The sequence below is a fragment of the Enterocloster sp. HCN-30185 genome (assembly GCF_037890305.1).
Taxonomy (GTDB): domain Bacteria; phylum Bacillota; class Clostridia; order Lachnospirales; family Lachnospiraceae; genus Enterocloster.
On sequence record NZ_JBBKBT010000009.1, the window covers coordinates 76,204 to 102,373 of the forward strand.

The following is a 26,170-nucleotide window of genomic DNA, read 5'->3' on the forward strand; positions in this document are numbered from 1 at the left end:
AAAATGGGACCTGGCAAGCCCAGATCCCACATATACGTTCTCTCAATGTCCACAGCAGCCGCTGCAGCCGGAACAGTTCCCGGAGCAGCCGCCTGTTCCATTTTTCTTATCCTTCCATAGCTTCCTCAACGCAGCTGCAAGAGAAGCAAATACCAGAAGGCCAGTTACCAGATTCCACGGATTCATTTACATCACTCCCATCAGATTTCCAATGATTTTAACGATCATAGCCGCAATCCACGCAATCCCGCACTGCCACAGTACAACTAAAACCGCCCATTTTCCGCCCAGTTCACGCTTCACAGCGGCAATCGCTGCCACACAAGGCGTATAGAGCAGGCAGAACACCAGAAGGGATGCTGCTGCCAATGTGGTAAGGGCTGTCTCTACCCCGCCTGCAAAGAGGACTTCCAGAGTAGATACCACGCTCTCTTTTGCCATAAAGCCGCTGACAAGAGAGGTAATGATCCGCCAGTCCCCCAGTCCCAGAGGCGCAAACAGCGGAGCCAGCCAGCCGGAAATCACAGCCAGGATACTTCCCGATGAATCCTCTACCAGATTAAACTGGAAGTCAAAGCTCTGCAAAAACCACACAGCCACCGTAGCTACCAGAATTACGGTAAAAGCCCTCTGCAGAAAATCCTTAGCCTTTTCCCATAAAAGCTGGCTTACATTTTTAACCCCCGGCAGACGGTAGTTGGGAAGCTCCATTACAAAAGGAACCGCCTCCCCTTTAAATAGGGTGCTCTTAAATAAGACTGCCGCTAAAATACCCACCAGAATTCCCAGAATATAAAGGCCTGTCATAATAAGGCCGCCATGTCCCGGAAAAAAGGCGCTGACAAAAAAGGCATAGATCGGAAGCTTTGCCGTACAGCTCATAAAGGGTGTTAAGAGAATGGTCATCTTACGGTCCCTTTCGCTTGGAAGCGTCCGGGTCGCCATCACTGCAGGAACAGTACAGCCAAAACCGATGAGCATAGGCACGATGCTCCGGCCGGAAAGGCCGATCTTTCGCAGCAGCTTATCCATAAAGAAGGCAACTCTTGCAATATATCCGCTGTCTTCCATCATGGACAGGAAAAAGAACAGCGTTACAATAATCGGAAGGAAGGAAAGCACAGAACCTACTCCGGAAAAGATACCGTCAATCACAAGGCCGTGAAGAACCGTATTTACATGAGCTGCTGTAAGAGCTCCGTCCACCCACTCTGTCAGAGCCGTGATGCCTATTTCCAGAATCCCCTGAAGCCATGCTCCGATCACATTAAAGGTCAGGTAAAAGACCGCAGCCATAATTCCGATAAAACAGGGGATCGCCGTATACTTTCCAGTCAGAACCTGATCAATTCTCCGGCTTCTGATATGCTCCCTGCTCTCTCTTGGCTTTACCACGGTTTTTTCGCAGATCCGTTCAATAAAGGAAAAACGCATATCCGCCATGGCTGCGCTGCGGTCAAGCCCCCGTTCCTTTTCCATCTGTAAAATGATGTGCTCTAAGGTTTCCTCTTCGTTCTGATCCAGCTTTAACTGCTTTAAAATCAGCGTATCGCCTTCGATCAGCTTAGAGGCTGCAAATCGCAGCGGGATTCCCGCGCTCTTTGCATGATCCTCAATGAGATGGCAGACCGCATGGATGCCTCTGTGCACGGCTCCGCCAAATTCATTTTCATCACAAAAATCCTGACGCCCCGGACGTTCCTGATATCTGGCAATGTGAATTGCATGCTTTACCAGCTCATCCACACCCTGATTTTTTGCCGCAGAAATCGGTACTACCGGAACTCCCAGCATGGCTTCAATCCCGTTTACATCAATGGTGCCTCCGTTTCCTGTGATCTCATCCATCATATTTAAGGCAATTACCATGGGAACATCCATTTCCAGAAGCTGCATGGTAAGATACAGGTTGCGTTCAATATTGGTAGCGTCTACAATATTGATGATCGCCTTCGGCCTGTCCTCCAGCACAAAGTTTCTGGATACGATCTCCTCATTTGTATAGGGAGACATAGAATAAATACCCGGAAGATCCGTAATCCGCGTATTGGCATACCCCCTGATGGGGCCATCCTTGCGGTCTACCGTAACGCCGGGGAAATTCCCCACATGCTGATTGGCTCCGGTAAGCTGGTTAAACAGAGTGGTTTTACCGCAGTTCTGGTTGCCTACCAGGGCATATGTAAGAATTTCACCCTCAGGAAGGGGATTTCCCTCTCCCTTCACATGATATTTTCCATCCTCTCCCAGGCCGGGATGAACACTGTTGTTAATATTTTTTGCCCCCTCATGGCTGCGGGTACGGATGTCAATGGGTTCAATCTCGATCTGATCCGCATCATCCAGGCGCAGAGTCAGCTCATAACCGTGGATCTGCAGCTGCATGGGATCTCCCATGGGCGCCAGCTTCACAGCCGTTACCTCTGCTCCCGGTATCACCCCCATATCCAAAAAATGCTGGCGCAGAGCGCCTTCCCCGCCAACTGCCTTTATGACAGCACTCTTTCCTATTTCCAAATGCTTCAGTGTCATTTTTCTTTGTCCTTTCTCATACTCTGAAACGACGTTCATCTGTATTCTTGCGAAGTTAGTTTATGATAATTTTTATCATTTGTCAAGCACGCTTTGTTTAAGCTAACTATAAATCGAATCATTTTACTGCTTCTTTCCCCCACCGATCAGATCATAGCTTTCCCCTATCATCCTCTTTATGATTTCATCCGGAATCCTCCCGTCTAAAGGGATTGAATTCCAGTGCTCCTTATTTTGATGGTATCCCGGCTGTATGGAAGGGTATGCCTTTCTCCAAAATTCTCTCCATTGAGGATCAACCTTTACATTCACCCACATAGTCCCATTTCTCTCATACGTCCAGGCAAAGGCTTTACGATTCTTTTTATATCTAAGAAGTACCCAGTTCGGATCGTGAAACGGCGTATCTATATACACATCCTGAAAGGTCATTCCATAATCTAATACCTCTCTGCGTTCTTTCATGTGAAATCTTCTTTTCTCCTTCCCTTTTCTGCAAAACAAACACTCTGCCAAAAGCATACAGCAAAGCAGAAGATTCCGCTAGCCACAGAATCTTCTGCCAAAATCACCCCGCTTATAAATAATCTGTTTCCATCTGATTATAAATTTCTTCCAACTCTGCCGCAATCCGCCGGATGATTCCCGGCTCAAAGGGGGAATCCAGACCTGCATCCTTTAACATACAGGTAAAAAAGTCTGAAGCACTGGCTTCGCAAAACGCCAGATAGCTTTTCCAGGCTGCTCTGTAGTCCTTCTGCATCCAGATCTTATACTGAAAGGCATTCGTCTGAGCAATTACATAATCAATGTAATAAAATGGGAAGCTGTAAATATGGTGCTGGCGCTGCCAGAAGCCGCCTTCTGAATAAAAGGAAGATTCCTCCTCATATGTCAGGTGGGGCTTGTACTGCTTTTCTAATTTTTTCCAGATATCCTTTCGCTCTGCCGGAGTCATTTCCGGATGATCGTATACAATGTGCTGAAATTCATCTACCATACTGCCATAGGGGATAAATACTACCGCATCCTCCAGCTGGGATTTTAAGAAATCCCCGGCCCTGCTGCCAAAGAACTGCTCCATCCACGGATTAGTGAAAAACTCCATAGACATGGAATGGGTTTCTGCCGTTTCCATCGTAATATCGGAATGCTCCATAATAGGATCTTTTCCTGAAATATACCCCTGAAATGCATGGCCGCACTCATGGGTCACTACATCCACATCCCCGGCGGTTCCGTTAAAGTTGGCGAAAATAAAAGGAGCATGATAATCAGGCAGATAGGTCATATAGCCTCCCACCTGCTTATGGGGACGGGCAAATACATCAAACAGATCCCCTTCCATCATAAAGTCGAAAAATTCTCTGGTTTCAGGGGATAATTCCTCATACATTTTCTGCCCGCTCTTTAAGATTTCCTCCGGGGTTCCCGTTGGTTTGGGACTTCCCTCCGGAAAGCTTAAGCCCTCGTCCATGTGGTACAAGGTGTCAAGACCCAGACGTTTCCTGCGGTTTTCCCACATTTTTTCCGCAAAGGGCACCCAGTCCTTTTTAATCTGCTCCCGGAACTGCTCTACCTCTTTTCTTCCGTAGCTGTTGCGGTTCATACGACAGTAGCCCAGATCTGTATAGGTCTCAAAGCCGAGCTTCTTTGCCTGCGCCGTACGGTTTTTTACCAGCTTATCATACAGTTCATCCAGCTGGTCTGCAATCCCCTCATAAAACGCATTCACCTTTGCAGCCGCCTTTTTCCGGATTTCCCGATCCTCATGGTTTAAATATGGCGTCATCATGGAAAGATTAAGGAGTTTTCCCTTCCAGTCAATCTTTGCGCCGGCAAGCAGTTTTTCGTACTCTGTCACAAGGGCATTTTCTTCCTGCATCAAAGGGATCACTGCCTCGCTTACAGACTTTGCCGCAAGCTCAATATTTTTAAATGCAGGCCCGCCGATGACCAGCTCCAGCTCCTTGCGGTATGGAGAAGCAAAGAGGAGCTTCTTATACTGCACCTCCTGATTGGAAAATGCGGGCATTTCCTGGTCATAATACGTTTTCTCTTCCTCATAAAAGGGATCTGTGGTATCAATACTGTGACGGATTTCCGCCAGAGTAGCCTGGGTTTTGATGCGGCCCATCAGCTTATAGTAGCGTCTGTGGACCTCCATCTGTTCCTGAGGCGTACCGGCTTCCTGAAAAGCCTTTATAATAGAGGAAAGCTCCTCTTTGGCGGCATCAAAATCAATCCGTTCATAGGGCATTTCACTGAATTTCATGTTGGGTTCCTCCTGTTTATGACTAGTATGGATCATTTTTATTTTATCATTCCTGTCAGCTTCCAGCCGAATCCTTTGAAACAGGCATAACCACCGGCCAGTGAAGCCCCCTCTGATTGGAAAAACCATAATCTGCCTTTTCTCTGTATTTCGGCGCCTCTACGCCTGTCAGTTTTCCGTCCGAAATCCAGTTTACATCTTCTCCGTACAGCTGCTGCATCAGTTCCTTTTCCAGCGCTTCCTGTATCTGCCTTACCTCAGACCTCCCTGACAGATCTTTCATTTCCATTGGGTCCTGTTCAAGATCAAAGAGCTGAATCCTGTTTCCCCATGGATAATAAATGAGTTTAAAGCGTCCGTCATGGATCATGCGCGTAGCTCTTGGCCCCTCGCTTATTTCTCCAAACAGAACCTGACGCTTTCTCTCACCAAACAGATTTTCCCCTTCTGACGTATCCGGCACCGGAATTTTGCAGAATTCCAGAAGGGTAGGCATAATATCCTCCAGACAGGCCAGACGCGTATCCTTCTTTCCCCTCAGGGAAGCTACAGGCTTTCCTGAAAAGAGCAGCGGTATATGGGATGAATTTTCATAAAAACTGCGTTTCCCCGCCATCTTATGCTGGAACAGCATTTCCCCATGGTCGCTGGCAAACACAATCAGTGTATTATCCAGTATTCCATTTTCCCTCAGCGCTCCCAGTACCAGACGAATCTGATGATCAATCAGAGTACACTGGGCAAAATAGGCTTTCTTTGCCAGCTTTATCTCTCTGTCGCTGTAATGCCTGCCGGATTCTGTCATTTCCTTCATGATAAAGCTGTCGTCAACCCAGTCTCCTGCTGGCGGCAGAGTAATATCCTCGTCTTTATACATATCCAGATATTCCTTCAGCGGAACCAACGGCGGATGTGGAAACTGATAGGACAGATAAAAGAAGGAAGGACGTGTAGGATCTCTCCTTTGAATCTGCCGCACCATCTGTGCCGTAGTCCACACGGTAGGATGCATCCGTCTTTCAAGGGGCCATGGAGTCGTATAATATGTATTATTTCCCATAGCATGAGAAAACTCCTGCCCTACCGCTCCGTTTTCCGCCAGCCATATCTGATAATCGTCCAGAACGCCAAATTCATAGCGTCCCTCTTCCTGAAGAATCACCTCATTAAAACCAATACGGTTTCTCTGGGGATACACATGAAGCTTTCCCACTGCCACAGTCTGATATCCGGCATCCGAAAATGCCTGGGCCAGTGTTTTCGCTTCCGGCATCTTCATCCGGTCGCTGTATACCCTGTCACCATGGCTTCTGGGGCTCATACCTGTCATCAGACTCCGTCTGGCCGGTATACATACCGGACAGGTGCTGTAGCAGTTTGTATAAATCACCCCGTCTCTTGCCAGCTGGTCAATGGTGGGAGTCATAATTTCACTGCATCCTCTATACCCCATAAAATTCTGAGACCATTGATCTGTCTGTATAAAAAGTACGTTATATCTCTGATTGTCCATGCCCTTCTCCTTTCGAGTGCTGCTTCCCCCCTGTAAAAGCGTCTGTCAGTGAAAGCCCGCCGGATTCTGACTCCCGCGGGCTTTCGTCATCGTTTCTATCCCTGCTTCGGCTGCTTATTTCACAGCGCCGATCAGTTCTTTTATATCCTCTATTCCGTGGCGTTCCATATATGCCCGGATACCGTCTACGGTCTCCACAGTTGCATATGGATTGTGGAAATTGGCTGTTCCAATGGCTACAGCCGTAGCACCTGCCAGAATAAACTCCAGAGCATCCGCTGCATTGGCAATACCGCCCATTCCAATAATGGGGAGCTTAACCGCATTAGCTGCCTGATACACCATACGCACTGCCACCGGCTTGATAGCAGGGCCGGAAAGTCCGCCTGTTTTGTTGGCTACGGCAAAGGTACGGCGCTCCACGTCAATCTTCATTCCCGTTATGGTATTGATCAGGGAAATCGCATCTGCACCGCCTGCCTCAGCAGCCTTTGCCATCACGGTAATATCTGTCACATTGGGACTGAGCTTCATAATAATCGGCTGCTTTGCATGAGCCTTTACTGCCTTTGTAATCGCCTCAACCGCCTTTGGGTCCTGACCGAAAGCAATTCCCCCCTCTTTTACATTGGGGCAGGAAATGTTGATCTCCAGCATATCCACCGGCTCTTCTCCCAGACGCTCTACTACCTCAATGTAGTCCTCTGTGGAACGGCCGCAGACATTCACAATAATTTTTGTATCGTATTTCTTCAAAAATGGAATATCACGCTTTGCAAATACGTCAATTCCCGGATTCTGCAGACCAATGGCATTGATCATACCGCCGTAGGTCTCCGCGATTCTGGGAGTGGGATTTCCGGGCCAGGGTACATTTGCCACGCCTTTTGTAACAACAGCGCCCAGACGGTTTAAATCTACAAATTCACTGTATTCCATACCGGAGCCAAAGGTTCCGGAGGCTTCCATCACCGGATTTTTAAATTCCACTCCGGCGATATTTACACTCATATTCACAGGGCCGTCCTCCTTTACAGTTCAATCTCATCTGCCAGGAATACAGGGCCGTCCTTGCAGATACGCTTATTGTGCACCTGAGAATGCTCGTCCTTTTCCTTAGACTGGCAGACACAGGCAAGACAGGCGCCCACACCGCAGGCCATCTTCTCCTCCAGAGAAATCCAGCACTGAATGTTGTTCTCTGCCGCATATGCCTTTAAGGCGCGAAGCATAGGGGTCGGACCGCAGGCATAAATCACATCTGCAGTAAGTCCATTTTCGCGGATTGCATCCAGCACATTCCCCTTTGTTCCCCGGCTTCCATCCTCTGTAGCAGTATAAACCGAACCGTAAGCTTCAAATTCATCCTTCAAAAACAGCTGGCTGTCGCGATAGCCGATCACAGACTGAACCATTTCAGAACCATTCAGCGCACACAGCTCCTTTGCCAGCTGCAGCATAGGAGGAATACCGATACCGCCGCCGATCAGGAAGGCTTTTTTCCCTTCCAGAAGAGAAAAGCCATTTCCCAGAGGCCCCAGGATATCGACCGTATCCCCTGCCTTCAATGCAGAAAACTCTTCTGTGCCTGCCCCTGCTACTCTGTATACCAGACGCAGCTGTCCGGCCTCTTTGTCGATTCCGCAGAGGCTGATGGGTCTTGGAAGCAGACGGGAGCCGTCTTTGGAATAGACGGATACAAACTGTCCTGCCGCTGCCTGTGACGCAATCTCCGGGGCCTTCAGTCTTAAATCATAAATACCTTCAGCCAGCTGTGCCTGTGAAACCACAGAGGCTGTCATCTTTAACTTTGCCATGAACATTCTCCTATTTCCATTTCCGTCCTGATGCCGTAATTCATCTTACAGTACGCTGTTAATATCTGCCACCATATCCATCACAGCCTGTCTGGATGCCTCTGCAAAATGCTCTGTACCGAACTTTTTATATTTTTCCTGCTTGTAGGCCGCAATAATACCTCTGGAGGAATTTACAACGGCTCCTAAACCGTCTTTATTAAAGCAGTGCTTTAAGTCTTCAGCAGTACCTCCCTGAGCGCCGTAGCCCGGTACCAGGAAATAGGTATGAGGCATGAGATTTCTTAAAATACGGCTCATCTCCGGATAGGTTGCTCCTACTACTGCGCCTACATTGCTGTAATCTCCGTCCATGGAAGCATTGCCCCACTCTACTACCTTCTCTGCCACCCACTCGTAAAGCGGACGTCCGTCGATCAAGCGGTCCTGAAACTCGCCGCTGGAAGGATTGGAGGTCTTTACCAGAACGAAAAGGCCTCTGTCATGGCTGTTGCATACGTCTACAAATGGTTTTACACCGTCTGTGCCCAGATATGGGTTTACCGTAAGGAAATCTGTGTCAAAGCTGCTGTAGGTTTTAGAGCCTACCTGTACGCTTCCGATATGACCGGTGGCATAGGCTGCGGAGGTAGAGCCGATGTCGCCTCTCTTTGCATCGCCGATTACAACCAGCCCCTTTTCCTTACAGTAGTCTACAGTTCTCTTATATACCTTTAAGCCCTCAATACCAAACTGCTCATACATGGCAATCTGAGGCTTAACAGCCGGGATCAGATCAAAGGTATGATCTACAATTTCCTTATTAAACTGCCAGATTGCCTCTGCCGCTCCCTCTAATGTCTCGCCGTACTGCTCAAAAGCAGCCGCCTGGATATGCTCCGGAACGTAGGAAAGCATGGGATCTAAGCCTACGCAGATCGGCGCCTTGGTTTTTTGTATTTTTTCAATTAACTGACGGATCATAATATCCTCCTCTTATCTTGTGATATGTTATAATTCTATCATAGTTTTCACCGTCTGAACAGTACCCATTTTCCCCGAAACGCCCTGTCCTTTCCCTCAGTCCTTCTCTCTCATCATCACCGCTGCGGACGGCGTCTGTGCTCCCCGGTGTACCGTGACATGGGCTTTTTCCATACGAGTGCTGTCAAAGCCATCTTCTGTGTTGCTGTTGGGGAAAATGAAGTTTTTACCACTGGATGTAACCGTCAGCCGAAGGCTGTGGCCTGGAAGAAACGTATTGGATATTTTGGTGGTGCGGATAGTAACAGGATAAATCTGATCCGGCTTAAGATACTCAGCCTGTTCAAAGCCATTTCTGTATTTTGCACATAAAACACCATCCGCCAGCTTAATGGACCGCCCTGTTTCATCTACATCTGTAATTCGGACCATAAAATCTGTATCAAGACAGTCACAGGAAACATACAGCTTCACCGCCAGTTCGCCCGTAATCGTAAAGGGCTCCTTAAAGGGCTCTGTGGTATAGGAAAGCATATCCTCCCGCCGTTCGATCACCGTATAGTCCTCCGGAACCTCCAGTTCATTTTCAGACATATCTATAATATGTACGGACGGATTTCCGGGATCATAAAAATAGGAATCCCTTCCACCTGTTTCAGGAGCCCTAAAGCTCAGGCTTCCCTGACCGCAGGCGGCTCCATTTCCGGCAGCTGAATCGTCCTCTGCTCCGTTCAGGTAAAGGATTGCTTCTTCTGTATTGGCCGGCGGCCAGCACTGCCCGTTTTTCCAGGTATTATCACCCAGAGTATAATATTCCAGCGCAGGCGTCCTCTCAATGCCATTCTCTATTCCCTTTAAAAAATGCTCCAGCCACTTCATACAGAGGATATCCATATCATAGCGCAGGGCATCCGGCCCCATATGAATACCGTGGAGATCATAGTCTGCATTGCCGCTGTGCTTCCATGAACCGAGCACTGCCTTCCAGGTTCCCTCAGGCCAGTCCTTTACCAGCTCCAGAGCCTCTGAGGTTCCCATTCCGTTATCATCAAACCAGCCGGACATGATCAGCGCAGGAACCGGTCCGCCCTTATAGTTGAGATGCCAGTTTCCCTTTTTCCAGAATTCGTCCATATCCTTATGCCTCAGCCATTCTGTCAGAAAGGGCAACTCCCGCCCCAGAGCCTTTTTCGGAATATCCTCAATGGGACGGATATCCAGAATCTCATCCCAGTTCTCCTGTTCCATAAGATCCGGACGCATCCTCTGCTCTGACACAGCAAAGCACCATGCCAGCATGCCTGAGTCAAAGCAGCCGCCCCTTCTTGGAAGGTCTACAAAGGCGCTTCCGGCACATACGCTGGAAAGCATGGCCTTCAGATGAGGATTTCCGCTGGCAGCAGCAGCCCACTGAACATATCCCAGATAGGAGCCTCCGGTCATTCCCACACTCCCGTCGCTCCAGGACTGGGCAGCAATCCAGTTTAAGGCATCATCTCCATCTTCAATTTCATAATACTGGGGCATCCATTCCCCTGTACTGTCCTCCCGTCCTCTTACATCCTGAATCACCACTGCATAGCCTCTCTGGACAAAGCGGTAATATCCTTCCAACCCTCTTGATTTACCATAAGGGGTACGGATCAGAACCGTGGGAAAACGCTGTCCCTCTGAGGGAAGATATACATCCGAAGCCAGCATTTCCCCGTCCCTGGTCTTTACAAACTCTGTTCCCAGAAACCGGACGCCAAAACACTGCCTGTCAGGATATACCTCATCCCAGATTTTCAGAACCGTATTCTCTTCCATACCCTCTTTTACCAGAATGCCGGTATAATCGCGTCCACTCATTAAAACTGCCCAGATTTTTCCATTTTCATAAAATAAGTCCATTGGAAATTTCTTATCTCTCTGGATATAGGACTCGCTCCGGCGGTTTGTAAACCGTTCCCCGTCCAGAGTAAAGACTTCCGGCTCCTGTGCAATTTTCTCCTCATAAGCTGCTTTCTTTTCAAAAAAGCCTGCGATGCTGCGGCTGCACAGCTTCTGTAAAAATACATTTTCCTTTTCTCCGAAAGGTCTTTCTTCGCCCAGATTTCCTGTTTCAATATCCAGAATCCGGGCCGTCAGAGCTTCCGTTTCTTCCCGTATCTTTGCATATAAAATACCGGAAAAGTAAAAGTTCCAGTTCATATTTTATCATCCTCCAATCGGCATATGTACTCCTCATCCAAGCCCCACTGCTGTCAGAAGGGCAATTACCACAGGCGGAACCAGAAGGGCCGGGAGCAGATTCAATGTACGGATCTGTTTGATTCCCAGTATGCCCAGACCACTGCTTAAAATCAAAATTCCGCCTACCAGACTGATTTCCGTCATCAGAGCGTCTGTAATAAAGGGTTCAATCACACTTGCCAGCAGATAGATACTCCCCTGCCAGCAAAAAAGCACCGCTGCCGCAATGGCGATACCGAAGCCAAAGGCAGAGCTGAGTACCGTAGAAGTAATTCCGTCCAGAACAGCATTGGTATAAAGGAAGGTATTATCTCCCAGAAGGGCGCTCTGCATGGGCCCCAGAATCGAAAGCGTGCCTGCACAGAACAGCAGGATCGCTGTGGACAGTCCCTTAGACAGCTCAGAGCTGCCGGAAATCCTTCCCACAGCCCGGTCAAAAACAGCCTCCAGATCAAGCCCTGTACCGATCAGGCCGCCCAGGGCCAGACTTACAATAAAAAGCACATGATACTGTGATTCAGGCATGGCTTCTGCAATGGAATTGATTCCAAGGGCTGTGGCTGCCAGCCCCATGGAATCCATCATCACAGTTTTATACTTTTCTCCGATTCCCTTCTTTAAGGTGCTTCCCACTACGCAGCCCGTGAGAATTGCGCCGGTATTTGCAATGGTTCCCAACATAATACATTCCTCCTGTTTCCAAATTTACCCTTACTTTAAATCACCTTCCGTCCGGTCCATTGTCATTTCATGCATACCTCAAATTCATCCAGAAGCTCTCCAAAGAACTCCATTGCCTGATCCACCGGCCTGCTCTCAGACATATCCACGCCGCACAGCTTTAAAAGCTCCACCGGCTCCATACTGCAGCCTCCGCTTAAAAACCGCTTATAGCCCTCTAAAATCCCCGGCTCCCCTTCCATGATCCGGCGGCTGATGGCAACGGCAGCCGAAAAACCGGTTGCGTACTGATATACATAAAAAGGTGTATAAAAATGGGGAATCCTTTCCCATTCATAACCAATTTCCGAATCAGAAACCATATCCGGCCCAAAATAATCCTCATTTAATTTCTGGTAAATTCCGCACAGCTTTTCAGAAGTCAAGCTCTCTCCCGCTGCTCCCAGCTCATGAACTGTCTTTTCAAATTCCGCAAACATGGTCTGACGGAACAGAGTTGCCCGGAAGCTTTCCAGAAAATGGTTTAACAAATACGCCCGTTCCTTCTTTTCTTTACACTGCTTCAGCAGATAGCGGATCAGAAGGGCCTCATTGCAGGTAGACGCTACCTCTGCCACAAAAATCTTATAGCCTGCATAGACATAGGGCTGGTTTTCATTGGAATACCAGGTATGAATGGCGTGCCCCATCTCGTGAGCCAGTGTAAATACATCATTTAAAGTGCCGTGGAAATTTAACAGCACATAGGGATGGCAGCCGTAAATCCCCCAGGAATAAGCTCCGCTTCTCTTTCCTTCATTTTCATATACATCAATCCAGCGGCCCTCAAAGCCTGTCTCAAGCAGGGACAGATATTCCTCCCCCAGTGGAGCCAGTCCCTCCTTCACTATTTTCTTTGCCTCTTCAAAGGTATAATGTGTATTCCCCTGTGATGTAAGAGGAACATAAACGTCATACATATGAAGCTCATCCACCCCAAGAAGCCTCTTTCTCAGGGACATGTAGCGGTGCATAAGAGGAAGGCTCTTCCTCACCGATGACACCAGACGGTCATACACCCCTTCAGGCACCTCATTCGAACTCAGATAATATTCCCGGCTGGAGGTATACTTTCGTGCTTTGGCATAAAATACAGCCTGCTTCACATTTGCGCCAAAAGCAGCTGCCAGGGTGTTTGAATATTGTCTGTATACACTATACAAACTTTGAAATGCCTCCCTGCGTATCCTGCGGTCTGGATGCTCCATCAGGGAAATATAGGTTCCATGGGTTACAGGAAGCTCTCTCCCATCCTCCCCGGTAATGGATGGAAAGCGCACATCTGCATTATTAAACATACGGAATACCTGTGCTCCCCCCTGCGTGGCCTCCTGAGAAGCAGCCAGAAGCGCCTCCAGCTCATCGGAAAGCGTATGGGTCTTTCTCTTAAGCAGCTGGCTTAACAGCCTGCCATACAGCCCAAGCTCCTTTTTCTCCCTCTGAAACGCTTCCAGCTGTTCATCCGGGATTGAAAGAATCTCCGGCACCATATAGGACGACAGCTCTCCTGCCCGAAAAGACAGGTTCTGGGCTCTGGAAAACATATCCTGGGCCTGCTGTCCCGCCGTGTCCTCATCGGAACGCATTCTGGCATATACATACAGCCGTTCTATTTTCTGTGAAATAGAATCATCAAATGAAAGCCCCTCAAAAAGCCGATCCGCCGACCGTCCCAGTGTTCCCTTAAACTCCTGATAGCGGTCTGTTTCCCGGACCGCTTCTTCATACAGCTTCTCCCACGCTTCCCTATTCTCTACCATATCCTCCAGCTTCCAGGTGGCTTCCGCCGGTATTTCATCTCTCTTTTTTATCATAAGCCCAAGGCTCCTTCCATTGCAAAATCATTCCTTATTTTATCACATTGGAAGGGGTTGTAAACCAGATTTCCCTATCATTTTTTAATATTTCCCCTCCTCCTTAACAAAAAAGTCAGAAATTATTATAAAATAGTCAAAAGAAAGTGATCGTTTTTGTAATATCTATCCGCTATAATCATACATGTAAAAAGAAAACAAACTCAAAAGGAGATTTTAATTATGAAAAAGAGATTTATCACCACAGCAGCTATGGCAGCTATCACAGCAACCATGTTATTAAACGGATGCGGCAGTTCCCAGACAGCCTCTACATCTGCTCCTCAGACAGAAACACAGGCTCCTTCTACAGAAGCCAAACCTGATGAGACTGAAGAAACTACTGCAGCGCCGGAAACCGGCGGATCAGAAACAGAGGCTCTGGCCGAGGACGTAGTCCGCACAGAAGCTGTTTATGTAAAAGACAGTGAATTTGCAGAAGACGGCAGGCTGGTCTTCCACAATGATACCCACGGAGATTTTATCTGCAATATCAGCGACTTCACTGTTTTACCGGAAGAATTAAAGGACGGAGAAACCTATGTGATCAGCCATTCCATGGTTATGACCATGTCCCTTCCCGGACAGCTTCCTCAGGTATATTCCATCCGCACTGCAGATGATACCTATCAGGATTCCATCGGTACCGTACAGGCCATCGAAGAAGAAAATGTGCTCTTTGAGCAGGCTGACGGAAATCAGTTTATGATCAGCAAAGACAGTGTGGACGACATTGAGAAGCTTCAGGAAGGCGACGTATGTGTAGTAAGCCACACAGAAGCCATGACCCGTTCCATGCCCGGAATTTATATGGAGGTAAACCGCGTAGACGTACTTCCCCAGGCAGATTCTGAGACAAAAGAAGCTTCTGCCGAAACCCTTACAGAAATAAAGGAAGCAGAAACAACAAAGGCAGAGTAATTCTTATATAAATACCTCCCTGATTCACAGAGCTGTTTTGCCTGTCATTCAGGGAGGTATTTTTTTGTTATTTTCTTAACAATCTCTTGTGAAATTCTTCAAAATCCTTGCAATTTCGTAAATATGTGATAAAATCCCTAGCAAACCTTGCCTGGAACCGACATCTGCAGGATTTCCCTGTGATTTTGGCTCCGGCAGCAGAAAAAAGGGAGAATCTATTATGTCAGCAGCCAGTATCAAGGATTTCCTTAAACGGAAAAATGTCAGCATCACCGTCCAGACCTATCTGATTGATGCCTTGGGAGCCATGGCCTTCGGCCTTTTTGCTTCCCTTCTGATCGGCACCATTTTCGGAACTCTTGGACAGCAGTTCCACATTGAAATTTTTAATGTAATCGCAGACTATGCCAAAAGCGCTACCGGCGCGGCTCTGGGTATTGCCATTGCCCATGCCTTAAAAGCTCCCCAGCTTGTCCTCTTTTCCGCCGCAACCGTAGGTATTGCCGGAAACGCCCTGGGAGGGCCTGTAGGCGCTCTGGTAGCTACTATCGCAGCCGCAGAGCTGGGAAAAATCGTGTCAAAAGAAACCCGTCTGGATATTCTGGTCACTCCGGGAGTTACTATCATCTCCGGCGTGCTGGTAGCACAGTTCGTAGGACCGGGGGTGGCAGGCTTTATGAGCTGGTTCGGCAATCTTGTAAAAACTGCTACAGAAATGCAGCCCTTTATCATGGGAATCCTCGTTTCTGCCCTCATCGGCGTCGCGTTAACCCTTCCCATCAGCAGCGCAGCCATCTGTATTGCCCTTTCTCTGGATGGTCTGGCCGGGGGCGCCGCTACCGCAGGCTGCTGCGCACAGATGATCGGCTTCGCCGTTATGAGTTACCGGGAAAATAAAATCGGCGGCCTGATGGCTCAGGGGCTGGGAACCAGCATGCTTCAAATGGGAAATATTGTTTTAAATCCCCGGATCTGGATTCCCCCCACACTTGCATCCATGATCACAGGCCCTATCGCCACTATGGTATTCCATCTGGAAAATATACCTGCCGGTTCAGGAATGGGAACCTGCGGCCTGGTAGGCCCCATCGGAATCTACACTGCCATGGGAGGCGGAACCAGTATGTGGCTGGGAATCCTTTTCGTCTGCTTCCTCCTCCCCGCTGTATTGACCTTTATTTTCGGAGAAGCGCTTCGGAAAATGGGCTGGATTAAGGACGGCGATTTAAAGCTGGATCTGTAAACTAAAAACTCCTGACTGATCCCGTACAGGGTAATCAGCCAGGAGTTTTTATATACCGGTACAAATACATTCAAAATTTAACGGTGAATATATTGAATTGCCACACACTTCGGCCCTCCCTGAGCCACGAACACCGGACTCAGCTCCAGTATATGAATTTCCAGACCTGCAAATGCGGTTTCAAACATAGTACGGATATTCTCCGCCTCTTTTTTCGCCGCAGCATGGACAATATATAAAATATGGTTCTGCCCGATGTCCTTCTGTTTCATGTACTCCATAATTCCTTTTACAGCGGCAGACATGGTACGCTTTACAAAAAAATTGTCAATTCTGGTTCCATCCTCCGTCAGCTTCATAACCGGCTTTAATTTCAAAACAGAACCAAGGGCCGCTGCAACGGGAGTCAGCCTTCCGCCTCTCTTTAAAAAGGAAAAGTCCTGCGGGATCAAAAAGGACTCTGTCTTTTGGGCAGCCTCCTTTAACCATTCCAGAATCTCAGAAGCACTTCTTCCCTCTTCCTTCATCTTCTGCGCCTGTTCTGTCATATATCGATGAGGCCCGCACAGAGTTCTGCTGTTGAACACCGTAATCCGCTCAGGGTTTTCTGTCATTTCTCTGGCGCTGCATGCTCCGTGATAGGTGCCGGAAAGGCCTTCTGCTATGGAAATATGGACAATCTCATCCTGCGGATATCTGGCATATGCATCCAGCACCTCCCCGATGGGAGGCTGAGAGGATCTGGGAACCTGCCCTTCCTGAATACGCCGGTAAAATTCCTCCATATCAATCTGAAGATCCCGGCCTTCCAGATCTCCTATATGTATGCACAGGGGAATTGCCTCAAACCCCATTGCTTTTGCCTCATCTTCTGTATACATCACAGAAGAATCCGTTATAATCTGTACCACATCTAATTCCTCCGCCCTATAATATAGTTTTAGAAACTACTTATTATAGTTTGCAATATTTGTATAAAAATGTCAATAGGCGGAGAATCATTTTTCAATCTTTAGTGATGCTCGCCGCACTCATCTGCATGCTCATGATTGTGGCAGATCGATCCGGTAGAAATCAGCTCGCCCCGAAGATAGGTTTCTACTGCAGTTCTGGCGTCACCCTGAACACCTACAATCACCTCTACACCGCGCTCATTAAAGATATCTACAGCTCCTCCGCCCATTCCGCCGGAGATAATTACCTGGGCTCCGTTATCAGCCAGGAAATTCGGCAGAAAGCCGGGACGGTGGCCCGGATTGGGGACGGAATTTTCAGCCACAATCTTACCGTCCTCTGCATCAAAAAAGATAAAGTTCTCACAATGTCCAAAATGTCCGGCAACCTCGCTGCCCATAGCTGCTACTGCAATTTTCATAATCATCTTACTCCTTTTTCATCTTTCTTTAAGATCTGGTTTACAGTTTCAAATATATTTTTTAACGCATCTCTGGCAGGGCAGTCTATATCTGCAATGCTTTTTCCTGCATTCACTGCCAATGATACGTTTTTATCATAGGGAATCACGCCTGCAAACGGAATATCCTCTTCTTTGCAGAACTCCTTTATATCCCGCGCATGTTCCGGACTTACATCCCATTTATTGACACAGACTGCCAAACTTGCCTGAAATGTTCTGGCGGTTTTTACCAGCCGTTTCAAATCGCTGATTCCCGACTGGCTGGGTTCTGCCACTATAAGCACCAGATCCATTCCGCTGACAGACGCAATCACCGGGCATCCAATGCCGGGAGATCCGTCAATAATGGCCAGTTCCGTTTCCGGAGCATGCTTCAGCATGGCCATCTTCACATCTGTTACCAGCTTTCCGGAATTTCCCCGGCCCATTTTCAAAACAGCCGTAGAAAATATCCTCTCGCCCAGATACAGTTCCTTTCTGCCTGCCACATCCTCCGCAAGATACACTGCCTTTTGGGGACATACATAAGCGCACACACCGCAGCCCTCGCAGGCATATTCATTTACCCGATATCTTCCCTCTTCCTTTTCAAGAGCATTAAACCGGCAGTGGGACGCACAGATCCCGCAGCCAACACATTTATCAGGATCAACCACAGCCTTCTCCCCTCCCAGAAATTCGGAAATTTCCGGAGAAACCGGAGGAGCCGCTACCAGATGAAGGTTAGGCGCATCCACATCGCAGTCTGCCATTGCCCTTGTCTGAGAAAAATGAATAAAAGCCGCTGCGGTGGTAGTCTTTCCAGTGCCTCCCTTTCCGCTGAGGATCAAAAGATGTTTCATAAGACACCTCCAATCTGCTTCAGCACATCTGCAAACAGTCTGCCAAGCTCAGGGTCTTTTCGGGAAACGAGTTCTCCTGCTGCCGCCATGGCTCCGATCCTGGGAGAATAGGGGATACGGCACAGTATTTTAAGATCATGCTCCCTGCAAAAATCCTCCAGCGGTTCATAGGGAGTCTCTTCTTTATTGATAATAACGCCGCATTTTCTCCCCAACAGAGTCACAAGCTCATAAACCATCTGGAAATTGTGAAAGCCAAAGGCTGTAGGCTCTGCCACAAGAATACAGAAGTCCGCATCCATCACACTTTCCATCACACTGCAGGCGCTTCCGGGAGGGCCGTCTATAATCGTCAGCCCCTCTGCCTGTTTAAGCGCTTCCCGAATAACAGGGATGCCTGACGCCTCTCCGGGATTTAAAATACCGGTCACTGTTTTCACATCTCCCGCCATCCCGATTTGCAGCCTTCCAACCGGCTTTTCTCTTTCTGTAACAGCATTTTCCGGGCAAACCAGACTGCAGCCGCCGCAGCTGTGGCAGACCTCAGAAAATACCATGGGTTTTTCCCTGATATACATCAGAGCATGGAAGCGGCAGAATTCCACGCATTTTTTACAGCCGGTGCAGCGGCCGGGATCGAACTCCGGCAAAAGAGCGCTTACTGTTACCTCCTCTGTCCGATCGGGCTTCAGAAATAAATGTCCGTTGGGCTCTTCCACATCACAGTCAATATATACTGCATTTCCGGCTGCTGTTGCAAGATTCACTGCAGCCAGAGTTTTCCCCGCACCGCCCTTGCCGCTCAAGCAGGCGATTTTCATTGTACACCATGGTAGCCGCCGTGGAAGTGAGTCAGCTCCTCAAGCCTTCCCTCCTCCAATGCAGCCAGATCATCCGCAGCGGCTTTATTTGCGGATTTATAAATTTTTATACCTGCGGCCTTAAAGACCTCTGCCGCATTCTCTCCGCAGCGGACTGTAAGCAGAGTATCGATACGGCTGTCCACCAGAAACTGCGCTGCCTGAATCCCTGCGCCTCCCAATGCTTTGGCTGCCGGATTTTCCACGATTGTATCCCTGCCGTTTTCACGGAACAGGAAATAGGGTGCGCGGGCCAAAACAATACACACATCCTGTCTGTTTTCATCCAACGGAACTGCGATTTTCATCCTTTTTTCCTCCTTCGTCAGCTTTTGTGCACAGCCCAGACGGTGTTTTTTACAGCCTCCGCAGCCGCAGTACTCTTCTTCTCCGCTGCAAAGCTGATAGTCCCCGCCCTCAATGCGCAGAACCCGTCCCTCTACCAGTGCCTCTGCTATCTTTTTCCGGGCGGAATTATAGATAAGCTGAACCGTAGTTCTGGCAACCTGCATATAGGCACTGCATTCCTCCTGGGAAAACCCCTGTCTGTCGATAAGGCGGATTGCCTCATATTCATCCACAGTCAGGATCACTGCCGGATCACCGCAGGCTCTGCCCAAAGGATGAAATTCCCTTATCTGCGGCATCTGGCACACCTTTCGGCACTTTTTGGGCCTTGGCATCGTACTCACCTCTTTCGGCTCGTTTATGGCATATGCCATTTATATTTTGGAGTATAACTCTGTTTACGGCATATGTCAATAACATTTTCTACAGCTCCAATGCCAATCTGGTTACTTCATAGATTGCTTTCTTTGCATCTCCTGCTTTAAGGCCGTCTCCAATACGATATCCCCCTTCTTTCTCTGTCAGAGTTTCCCAAAGGGCTGTATCCGGTCTGGAACCAAAGGCAAGAACAATGGCTGAGAATATCATTTACCAGATATACATTATCCTGTTTTATTCCCGGGATGTCCGGAACAATCGTAAGAGCGCCGCAGGCCAGAATGATTATTTCAAACCCGACTTATAAAAAATGCACTGAGCAGCTGCAGCAGTGCCGCCCAGACCGCTGCAAAGAGTTCTTAAGGAAACATCCACGCTTCAGGAAGCCGCAGACATTTTAAACATCTGCCTGTAAAATCTCTTCCTGCTTTTCCCTGAAAGACGGCTGCCTCGCTTCCTCTTTAGAAAGTGCTGCATACAGATGAATGGTATTTGCACAATCCCACAGCTCGTCCTCCGCAGATTCCTGATCGGAAATCCTTATCCGGAGGGTCTGTACCTGAGCCTGCAGCGCTTTCGTCTCCTCCTTCACCTGATGAATCTGCTCCTTTAACCGCCCAAGCTCTCTGTTTTTTTTACGCAGACGGATGGCTGCTGCCAAAATAATTCCTGCCAAAACAGTTATCATCATATTCTGCATCTTATCTCCTCTACTGCAAATGTTCTTTTACCGCTCTGCGTAAAGCCTCCGGCTTCAATGGCATAGTAAGAACCGTCAGGCCGGCCTTCTCCTTCGGCAGCCATTCTTTTCCGGTCAGAAGAATCACCCTGGATGCATCCTGGCTATTCCCGGTTGGATCTGCCTCCTCTGCCAATTTCTCTGACAGGATCCAGATAGATGGCTTCCGATTTCCCAGTTTTTTTCTTTTCTCTTCCCAGGTGGAAAAACAAAGGATATGACCGGGAAACGCTTCTAAAACAGCCTTAAGTCCATTGGCATAAGCTTTGTTTCCATGCATGATAATAAGCAGGTCATCCGTTCGTACCTTCTGACGGATCTGGATAAAATCGAGAACCGGCGTATTGTAAAGGCTGAAATTTTTTTCCTTATGAACCTGGTCATAGTAGCTTTTTGCCGCCTGACACATCCTCAGACAAAACTGCTCGATATCAATCCGAATGTCGCTCCTGTCTGCCTGGCCTCTTGTTCTGTCCAGTTCACAGAGAGATGTGCCACAGTTTACACCTAGGTGAAGATGAACTGTATCCTCATTTTCATCATTTAAAAATCCTTTATTTTGATGGAGGTATTCACACCGAAGCTGCCAGCAGCGTTCCCCGCAGATATAGGGACGCTCATCCCTGGCAGATACCTTAAAGAAGCTGCCTGCGTATTCATCAAACCAGCGGATATACTGTGTCCCCACATCGCGAGTAGGATTTTTCTGCCTGTCCAGCATGACCCGCCCGTTCCTGTATCGTTTTACAAGCTCCAGAAAGGCAATCCCCCCGCAAATAATAAATCTGGACACAATCTGGAAAACGCCCAGGTTCTAAGGCTGGCTCAGGCGCATCATGTAAACTTTAGATTGATCGATGATGATTACAGGGTTGAGATTAAGCTGTAGGTGTATCTTGCATTTTTACATCGATTGATATATGATTATTTCAGTTTATTTTTACATAATCAGGGAGAATATATGGTCAGCCTTCATCTAAGCGATTCTACGATCAATTCTTTAAGCAATAATGAATTGAATATTTTAAAATATGTATACGAACATGGTGATGCCATCGTGGATATGAATATTCGGGAGTTTTCTGCCCAGGTATCCTACTCTTCCGCTACGATCTTACGTTTTTGCCGGAAACTGGGATATTCCGGATTTGCAGAATTTAAGTATCAGCTGCGCCATCAAACTATGATCCATGACATTCCGTCCTCTCCCGAAAAAAAGCCGGACTTTGATATTCAGAGGCTGATGGATTCCATGTGCTTTAATATTGACGGCACTGCCGGCCTGATCTCAGAAGAACAGCTTTCCAGAACCTTTCATTATCTTGACAGTGACTGCCCGATCTATGTATGGGCCCCCGGCGGACTTACGTCTATCCTCAGCAATTACTTTGAAAAACTGCTGCTTTCCATCGGTAGGCAAAATGTATATTTGCTGGAATCCTCCAAAATGTCCGCCCACATCCTGCAAAACCAGAAAAATAAGTGTCTTCTGATCCTGATCAGTACTACTGGAAACTTTGAACCAACCATTCGAATGGGAAAAATAGGCAGTATGAATCATATCCCTATTTTGACCATTTCTCCCTATACCAGCAATGCCCTTGCTAATCTGGGAACCATCAATTTCCGTTTTTTTACAAACGAACGTGAAAACCAGGGTGCGGAATTCACATCCCGCCTTCCGGTCTTTTATGTGATACACATGATTATCCGCAGCTATCTGGAATACAAACGTTTAGGAGATACCCATGATTCCATTATTTGAAAAAGCGCACCGTATGCAGCTTACGGAAACAGAAAAGAGCATACTGGATTATTTTGAAAAAAACCTTCCCCTCTCTGTCCACACTCATTTAAATGACCTGAGTTCTGCTCTTTATACCTCAAACGCTACCATCGTTCGTTTTTGTCAAAAACTGGGCTTAAATGGATATAATGAATTTAAATACCAGCTCCGTCATGAGTTAAAACAGATGAAGGAACCCGTTTTTTCTCCTAATGATCTGATTTCCCATTCCCTGGCTCTGTTTAGAGATAATATGGAAGCTGTCGATGCAGACAAATTAAAACGCATTGCCGACTATCTTACCGGCGACAATCCCGTATATATCTATGGTTCCAATTTAAGCTCTGTCCCGGCAAAATATCTTCAGGTCGTTTTAAATACATTGGATCACCCATCGATTCTTATCGAATGGCACCGCCTTCTGGCTGGACTGATCCATGAGATCACCTCGGATTCTGTTTTATTTATGATTTCCGCCCACGGAGATTCTCAGCGCTATCTTCCGATTTTTGAATGTGCCAAAAAAAGAGGAATTACCACTATTCTCCTTACCAGTGAAAAAAACAGTCCTCTGCTTTCTTTAAGCACCATCTGGATGTGCAGCAATGATCAGAATGAAGAATGTCATCATGTAGATATCAATTCCCGTCTCGGCATCATCACCCTGATCCAGCTGATTATTGAACTGGCAGCACAGGGTACAATAAAAGAGAACTCCTGATCCAAGTTTTCAAATCAGAAGTTCTCTTTTTATTGATCAATATTTTAATACTTCCCTCACATCGGATGCGATCCGCTCTACCTTCGGGCCGTAAATAACCTGAATATGCGTATCACTCGATCGTACAAATCCCATTGCCCCTGTCTTCTTGAGAATATCCTCATCAACAAGAGCCATATCCTTGATATCCACACGAAGTCTTGTCAGACAGTTATTTACCACACCGATGTTGCCAAAGCCGCCAAGTCCTTCAATAATCTTTACCGCTTTTGCTTTCTGCTGCTCATCCATGGAAACACCCTGCTTCCCGTCTGTTTCCTCTTCATCTGCCACATCGATTGAAAGCTTCTTTTTTGTCAGATACCATTTAAACACCCAATAGTAGACAACAAAGAATACGGGGCCTACTACAAGTACCCAGTACCAGTTGGATCCGGGCTGGAACACACCCCAGATCAGGTAGTCGATCAATCCGCCTCCAGTATTTCCGATAATCACATGAAGCGCTGCCATCAGCATGAACGAAAGACCGCCCATAACAGCATGAAATACAAACAATGCAGGTGCAATAAACATAAATGAAAATTCCAGAGGCTCAGTAATACCGGAAACAACGCTGGCTGCCACGCCTGCGATCATCAGGGCTTTTACCTTTCCCTTCTTTTCTTCCGGAGAAGTACGGTAAATGGCGAGAGCCGCGCCGGAAAGTCCAAACATCATCATCGGCATTTTACCCTGTCCAAGGAATACCGTAAACGGAGCCAGTTCATTGATATCAACCTTATCAATAAACTGCAGGAAAATATTCAGACAGCCTTCTACGCCCTCATAAACACCCCCAAGAGATGTGGTTCTGAAAAGACCGTTCAGCACATGGTGAAGTCCTGTCGGAATCAGAAGGCGTTCCAAAAAACCATAGGTAAATACGCCTGCCAGACCGGTTGCGGAAATAAGGCCGCCCAACCCGTCAATGGCTGCAGAAATCGGCTTCCATACCAGAGGAGCGATCAGACCGGCTGCTGCCATTGCCATAATTACGGCAATCGCTACGAATCGTTTTCCTCCATAAAAGGAAATTGCTACGGGAAACTGTACTTTATGATATTTGTTATGAATCTTTGCAGTAACCAAACCTGAAATAATACCTGCTACCGCTCCCATGTCCAGTGTTTCCACACCAAGAATCGCGGAAATCTTCAACGCGCTGAAATCCATGAACCCGGATCCTATCATACAGGACGATGCCACCAAAAAGGTATAGTAGCCAATAAAGCCTGCAAATGCCGCTATTTCCTTTTCTTCCTTTGCAAGACCAAAGGCAATGGAAATAGAAAACAGCACCGGGATCAAGGTAAAAACAACGCCTGCTACCTTATTCAAAGTTAAAATTACAAACTGAAGAACCGGAAGCTGTAAAAATGGCAGCGCCTCTACAACCTGTGCTTTCATCAGTGCAGAACTCAGTCCCAGGACGATGCCGCAGGCAGCTAAAGCTGCAATCGGCATCAGTAAGCTCCGTCCAAGGGCTGAAAAAAAGTCCATAACTTTATTCTTATTCATTGTAAACCCCCGATTTTACATATATTCTCTGATTATGTATGATTACCGCAATTCCGGCCACATCCCCTTATTCGCTTCAATCAGCGCATCCAGAACTTTTCTTGCTTTCTTTGCATCATTGATCAGACGGTTCAGAGTAAATGCCTCCAGTGCCTTCTGATAAGAATTTTCAAAATATGCATCTACGATCAGCTTTTCACAGGAAACCTGATTAACCAGAAGTCCTAAATTAAACTGCGGAATATTACCCACGCGCATAGGTCTCGGTCCGTTAATACCAAGCTCACAGACCACCTCAACCATTGCATCATCCTGCATATTTGCAATCGCGCCGTTATTTTCCACGATCAGGATATGGCGGTCATTTTTATTGTACGCAATCGCCTCTGCCACCTTTATCATCATCTCTGCATGAGCATCTGATATTGCATGGAATTTATCTCCCAATTTTCCTTCTTTAATTACCTCTGCACATTCGGTAAACACCCTTTTTTCTCTTCCTGCCATAACCTCATCTGCACGGGTAAAGTTGGGATCCAGATGGCTTACTTTATAATCGGGATACAGGTAATACTGATCGTATGTATTTGGAAGAAACTCCGGGAAATCTGCCATGATCGTCTGAACCATTCCATAGGTATCCAGCCAGGACTGATCTCTCTGCTCCGCATCCTGGGGCAAAAATCCTTTCTCCTTCACCATTTCACGAACCTTTGGCAAAAGATCTTCGCCTGTATGTGCATCATATACATGAGTAAACCAGCCATAATGATTCAGGCCAAAATATACCGGATCCAGATCTTCCCATTTACATCCTAACAGGCGGCTTACGGAACGGACTACATTTTCCGGCTGGTCACAGATATTTAAAATTCTCTTGTCATCGGGGAATTCTCTGCGAAGAGCCTCTGCAACGATTGCTGCCGGATTGGAGTAATTTAAAATCCATGCATTGGGCGCATAGGTACGGATATCGTGAACTGCTTTAATCATATCTACACAGGAACGAAGTCCATATGCCATTCCGCCGGCTCCGCAGGTTTCCTGACCAATGAGTCCCATACTGAGAGGAATATGCTCATCCTTGGCGCGCATCTTTAAGCCGCCAGCGCGCATCTGCATAAAGATAAAATCCATTCCTTCATATGCTTCCTTCACATCTGTGGTATAGGAAAATTCCAGTTCCGGAAAACGTTCTTTAAATAAAATTTCGCCATATTTACCAATCGGCTCCTGACGCTCCGCATCTATATCAAACAATACCAGTTTTTTCAGTGGAAATTCTTCTCTCAGGCGTACAAAGGACTTTAAAAATCCCAATGTATATGTACTTCCGCCGCCTACAATACATACATTAAATGTTTTCATAATCGCTTCTCCTTTTTTTCGATTTGTGAGATTTTTTTGATGAATCCATCATACTTTATTCATAATGATATGTAAATAG

At 47.3% G+C, this 26,170-nt stretch carries 25 protein-coding genes; 4 read left to right on the plus strand and 21 right to left on the minus strand.

Annotated features, from left to right (window positions below; all coding sequences use genetic code 11):
* Positions 1–42: 42 nt before the first annotated feature.
* From WKT10_RS10825 to pepF, 11 genes are all read right to left on the minus strand, one after another.
* Positions 43–186, minus strand: coding sequence for a FeoB-associated Cys-rich membrane protein (locus WKT10_RS10825; RefSeq protein WP_081422975.1), 144 nt, complete (start codon positions 184–186; stop codon positions 43–45).
* Positions 187–2,532 carry a ferrous iron transport protein B gene (gene feoB, locus WKT10_RS10830; protein WP_337932122.1) on the minus strand — a complete coding sequence of 782 codons (2,346 nt, stop codon included), beginning with the start codon at positions 2,530–2,532 and terminating at the stop codon, positions 187–189.
* 123 nt (positions 2,533–2,655) lie between these two features.
* Positions 2,656–2,997 carry an MmcQ/YjbR family DNA-binding protein gene (locus tag WKT10_RS10835; protein ID WP_296037924.1) on the minus strand — a complete coding sequence of 114 codons (342 nt, stop codon included), beginning with the start codon at positions 2,995–2,997 and terminating at the stop codon, positions 2,656–2,658.
* A 112-nt stretch (positions 2,998–3,109) separates the two neighbouring features.
* On the minus strand, positions 3,110–4,807 hold the full coding sequence (locus tag WKT10_RS10840) for a M3 family oligoendopeptidase (protein WP_066549569.1): 1,698 nt from the start codon (positions 4,805–4,807) through the stop codon (positions 3,110–3,112).
* A gap of 55 nt (positions 4,808–4,862) precedes the next feature.
* The gene (locus WKT10_RS10845) at positions 4,863–6,320 is read right to left on the minus strand and encodes a sulfatase-like hydrolase/transferase (protein ID WP_066549572.1); all 1,458 of its coding nucleotides are present in this window, start codon (positions 6,318–6,320) and stop codon (positions 4,863–4,865) included.
* A 114-nt stretch (positions 6,321–6,434) separates the two neighbouring features.
* Entirely contained in the window at positions 6,435–7,337 is a 903-nt protein-coding gene (locus tag WKT10_RS10850) for a dihydroorotate dehydrogenase (RefSeq protein ID WP_066549573.1), read from the minus strand.
* Between the two features lie 14 nt (positions 7,338–7,351).
* A complete protein-coding gene (locus tag WKT10_RS10855; RefSeq protein WP_340277180.1) occupies positions 7,352–8,137 on the minus strand; it encodes a dihydroorotate dehydrogenase electron transfer subunit in 786 nt (261 codons plus the stop codon).
* Between the two features lie 45 nt (positions 8,138–8,182).
* Positions 8,183–9,100, minus strand: a complete 918-nt coding sequence (gene pyrF / locus WKT10_RS10860) for an orotidine-5'-phosphate decarboxylase (RefSeq protein WP_340277182.1) — start codon at positions 9,098–9,100, stop codon at positions 8,183–8,185.
* 96 nt (positions 9,101–9,196) lie between these two features.
* Positions 9,197–11,293, minus strand: coding sequence for a CocE/NonD family hydrolase (locus WKT10_RS10865; protein ID WP_340277184.1), 2,097 nt, complete (start codon positions 11,291–11,293; stop codon positions 9,197–9,199).
* A gap of 33 nt (positions 11,294–11,326) precedes the next feature.
* Complete coding sequence (locus tag WKT10_RS10870; protein ID WP_340277186.1) at positions 11,327–12,016, minus strand: DUF554 domain-containing protein; 690 nt, start codon at positions 12,014–12,016, stop codon at positions 11,327–11,329.
* A 62-nt stretch (positions 12,017–12,078) separates the two neighbouring features.
* Positions 12,079–13,866, minus strand: coding sequence for an oligoendopeptidase F (gene pepF, locus WKT10_RS10875; protein ID WP_340277212.1), 1,788 nt, complete (start codon positions 13,864–13,866; stop codon positions 12,079–12,081).
* A gap of 225 nt (positions 13,867–14,091) precedes the next feature.
* Here pepF and WKT10_RS10880 point away from each other — a divergent pair, with 225 nt between their 5' ends.
* Together WKT10_RS10880 and WKT10_RS10885 are read left to right on the plus strand one after the other, a co-directional pair.
* Positions 14,092–14,829, plus strand: coding sequence for a hypothetical protein (locus WKT10_RS10880; protein WP_337434001.1), 738 nt, complete (start codon positions 14,092–14,094; stop codon positions 14,827–14,829).
* Positions 14,830–15,049: 220 nt separating this feature from the next.
* Positions 15,050–16,072, plus strand: coding sequence for a PTS transporter subunit IIC (locus WKT10_RS10885; RefSeq protein WP_337434002.1), 1,023 nt, complete (start codon positions 15,050–15,052; stop codon positions 16,070–16,072).
* Between the two features lie 77 nt (positions 16,073–16,149).
* Here WKT10_RS10885 and WKT10_RS10890 read toward each other — a convergent pair whose 3' ends face one another.
* From WKT10_RS10890 to WKT10_RS10925, 8 genes are all read right to left on the minus strand, one after another.
* On the minus strand, positions 16,150–16,983 hold the full coding sequence (locus WKT10_RS10890; RefSeq protein ID WP_337434003.1) for a DegV family protein: 834 nt from the start codon (positions 16,981–16,983) through the stop codon (positions 16,150–16,152).
* Positions 16,984–17,084: 101 nt separating this feature from the next.
* Entirely contained in the window at positions 17,085–17,447 is a 363-nt protein-coding gene (locus tag WKT10_RS10895) for a NifB/NifX family molybdenum-iron cluster-binding protein (protein ID WP_337434004.1), read from the minus strand.
* Positions 17,448–17,449: 2 nt separating this feature from the next.
* Positions 17,450–18,331: a nucleotide-binding protein gene (locus WKT10_RS10900; protein ID WP_337932198.1), complete on the minus strand. Its 882-nt coding sequence runs from the start codon at positions 18,329–18,331 to the stop codon at positions 17,450–17,452.
* Positions 18,328–19,152 carry an ATP-binding protein gene (locus WKT10_RS10905; RefSeq protein WP_337932200.1) on the minus strand — a complete coding sequence of 275 codons (825 nt, stop codon included), beginning with the start codon at positions 19,150–19,152 and terminating at the stop codon, positions 18,328–18,330. Before WKT10_RS10905 ends, WKT10_RS10900 begins: the two co-directional genes overlap by 4 nt.
* On the minus strand, positions 19,149–19,874 hold the full coding sequence (locus WKT10_RS10910) for a DUF134 domain-containing protein (protein WP_340277190.1): 726 nt from the start codon (positions 19,872–19,874) through the stop codon (positions 19,149–19,151). The genes WKT10_RS10905 and WKT10_RS10910 overlap by 4 nt, the downstream gene beginning before the upstream one ends.
* Before the next feature lie 88 nt (positions 19,875–19,962).
* Complete coding sequence (locus WKT10_RS10915) at positions 19,963–20,127, minus strand: hypothetical protein (RefSeq protein WP_337932204.1); 165 nt, start codon at positions 20,125–20,127, stop codon at positions 19,963–19,965.
* A 187-nt stretch (positions 20,128–20,314) separates the two neighbouring features.
* Entirely contained in the window at positions 20,315–20,617 is a 303-nt protein-coding gene (locus tag WKT10_RS10920; RefSeq protein WP_340277192.1) for a hypothetical protein, read from the minus strand.
* A gap of 10 nt (positions 20,618–20,627) precedes the next feature.
* On the minus strand, positions 20,628–21,449 hold the full coding sequence (locus WKT10_RS10925; protein WP_340277194.1) for a hypothetical protein: 822 nt from the start codon (positions 21,447–21,449) through the stop codon (positions 20,628–20,630).
* 168 nt (positions 21,450–21,617) lie between these two features.
* Here WKT10_RS10925 and WKT10_RS10930 point away from each other — a divergent pair, with 168 nt between their 5' ends.
* Both WKT10_RS10930 and WKT10_RS10935 read left to right on the plus strand, forming a co-directional pair.
* Entirely contained in the window at positions 21,618–22,421 is an 804-nt protein-coding gene (locus WKT10_RS10930) for a MurR/RpiR family transcriptional regulator (protein ID WP_340277195.1), read from the plus strand.
* Positions 22,405–23,163: a MurR/RpiR family transcriptional regulator gene (locus WKT10_RS10935; protein ID WP_337434009.1), complete on the plus strand. Its 759-nt coding sequence runs from the start codon at positions 22,405–22,407 to the stop codon at positions 23,161–23,163. The genes WKT10_RS10930 and WKT10_RS10935 overlap by 17 nt, the downstream gene beginning before the upstream one ends.
* A gap of 36 nt (positions 23,164–23,199) precedes the next feature.
* Here the strand turns inward: WKT10_RS10935 and WKT10_RS10940 are convergent, their stop codons facing one another.
* Together WKT10_RS10940 and WKT10_RS10945 are read right to left on the minus strand one after the other, a co-directional pair.
* Positions 23,200–24,723: a PTS transporter subunit EIIC gene (locus WKT10_RS10940; RefSeq protein ID WP_340277197.1), complete on the minus strand. Its 1,524-nt coding sequence runs from the start codon at positions 24,721–24,723 to the stop codon at positions 23,200–23,202.
* Positions 24,724–24,765: 42 nt separating this feature from the next.
* Positions 24,766–26,091, minus strand: a complete 1,326-nt coding sequence (locus WKT10_RS10945) for a 6-phospho-alpha-glucosidase (RefSeq protein WP_066549632.1) — start codon at positions 26,089–26,091, stop codon at positions 24,766–24,768.
* Positions 26,092–26,170 lie beyond the last annotated feature (79 nt).

Excerpts from the sequence above, each read along its gene's own strand:
- WKT10_RS10825 (WP_081422975.1), bottom strand. The coding sequence starts at position 186 with ATGAATCCGTGGAATCTGGTAACTGGCCTTCTGGTATTTGCTTCTCTT.
- feoB (WP_337932122.1), bottom strand. The coding sequence starts at position 2,532 with ATGACACTGAAGCATTTGGAAATAGGAAAGAGTGCTGTCATAAAGGCA.
- WKT10_RS10835 (WP_296037924.1), bottom strand. The coding sequence starts at position 2,997 with ATGAAAGAACGCAGAGAGGTATTAGATTATGGAATGACCTTTCAGGAT.
- WKT10_RS10840 (WP_066549569.1), bottom strand. The coding sequence starts at position 4,807 with ATGAAATTCAGTGAAATGCCCTATGAACGGATTGATTTTGATGCCGCC.
- WKT10_RS10845 (WP_066549572.1), bottom strand. The coding sequence starts at position 6,320 with ATGGACAATCAGAGATATAACGTACTTTTTATACAGACAGATCAATGG.
- WKT10_RS10855 (WP_340277180.1), bottom strand. The coding sequence starts at position 8,137 with ATGGCAAAGTTAAAGATGACAGCCTCTGTGGTTTCACAGGCACAGCTG.
- pyrF (WP_340277182.1), bottom strand. The coding sequence starts at position 9,100 with ATGATCCGTCAGTTAATTGAAAAAATACAAAAAACCAAGGCGCCGATC.
- WKT10_RS10865 (WP_340277184.1), bottom strand. The coding sequence starts at position 11,293 with ATGAACTGGAACTTTTACTTTTCCGGTATTTTATATGCAAAGATACGG.
- WKT10_RS10870 (WP_340277186.1), bottom strand. The coding sequence starts at position 12,016 with ATGTTGGGAACCATTGCAAATACCGGCGCAATTCTCACGGGCTGCGTA.
- WKT10_RS10880 (WP_337434001.1), top strand. The coding sequence starts at position 14,092 with ATGAAAAAGAGATTTATCACCACAGCAGCTATGGCAGCTATCACAGCA.
- WKT10_RS10885 (WP_337434002.1), top strand. The coding sequence starts at position 15,050 with ATGTCAGCAGCCAGTATCAAGGATTTCCTTAAACGGAAAAATGTCAGC.
- WKT10_RS10895 (WP_337434004.1), bottom strand. The coding sequence starts at position 17,447 with ATGAAAATTGCAGTAGCAGCTATGGGCAGCGAGGTTGCCGGACATTTT.
- WKT10_RS10900 (WP_337932198.1), bottom strand. The coding sequence starts at position 18,331 with ATGAAACATCTTTTGATCCTCAGCGGAAAGGGAGGCACTGGAAAGACT.
- WKT10_RS10905 (WP_337932200.1), bottom strand. The coding sequence starts at position 19,152 with ATGAAAATCGCCTGCTTGAGCGGCAAGGGCGGTGCGGGGAAAACTCTG.
- WKT10_RS10910 (WP_340277190.1), bottom strand. The coding sequence starts at position 19,874 with ATGCCAAGGCCCAAAAAGTGCCGAAAGGTGTGCCAGATGCCGCAGATA.
- WKT10_RS10915 (WP_337932204.1), bottom strand. The coding sequence starts at position 20,127 with ATGATATTCTCAGCCATTGTTCTTGCCTTTGGTTCCAGACCGGATACA.
- WKT10_RS10920 (WP_340277192.1), bottom strand. The coding sequence starts at position 20,617 with ATGCAGAATATGATGATAACTGTTTTGGCAGGAATTATTTTGGCAGCA.
- WKT10_RS10930 (WP_340277195.1), top strand. The coding sequence starts at position 21,618 with ATGGTCAGCCTTCATCTAAGCGATTCTACGATCAATTCTTTAAGCAAT.
- WKT10_RS10935 (WP_337434009.1), top strand. The coding sequence starts at position 22,405 with ATGATTCCATTATTTGAAAAAGCGCACCGTATGCAGCTTACGGAAACA.
- WKT10_RS10940 (WP_340277197.1), bottom strand. The coding sequence starts at position 24,723 with ATGAATAAGAATAAAGTTATGGACTTTTTTTCAGCCCTTGGACGGAGC.
- WKT10_RS10945 (WP_066549632.1), bottom strand. The coding sequence starts at position 26,091 with ATGAAAACATTTAATGTATGTATTGTAGGCGGCGGAAGTACATATACA.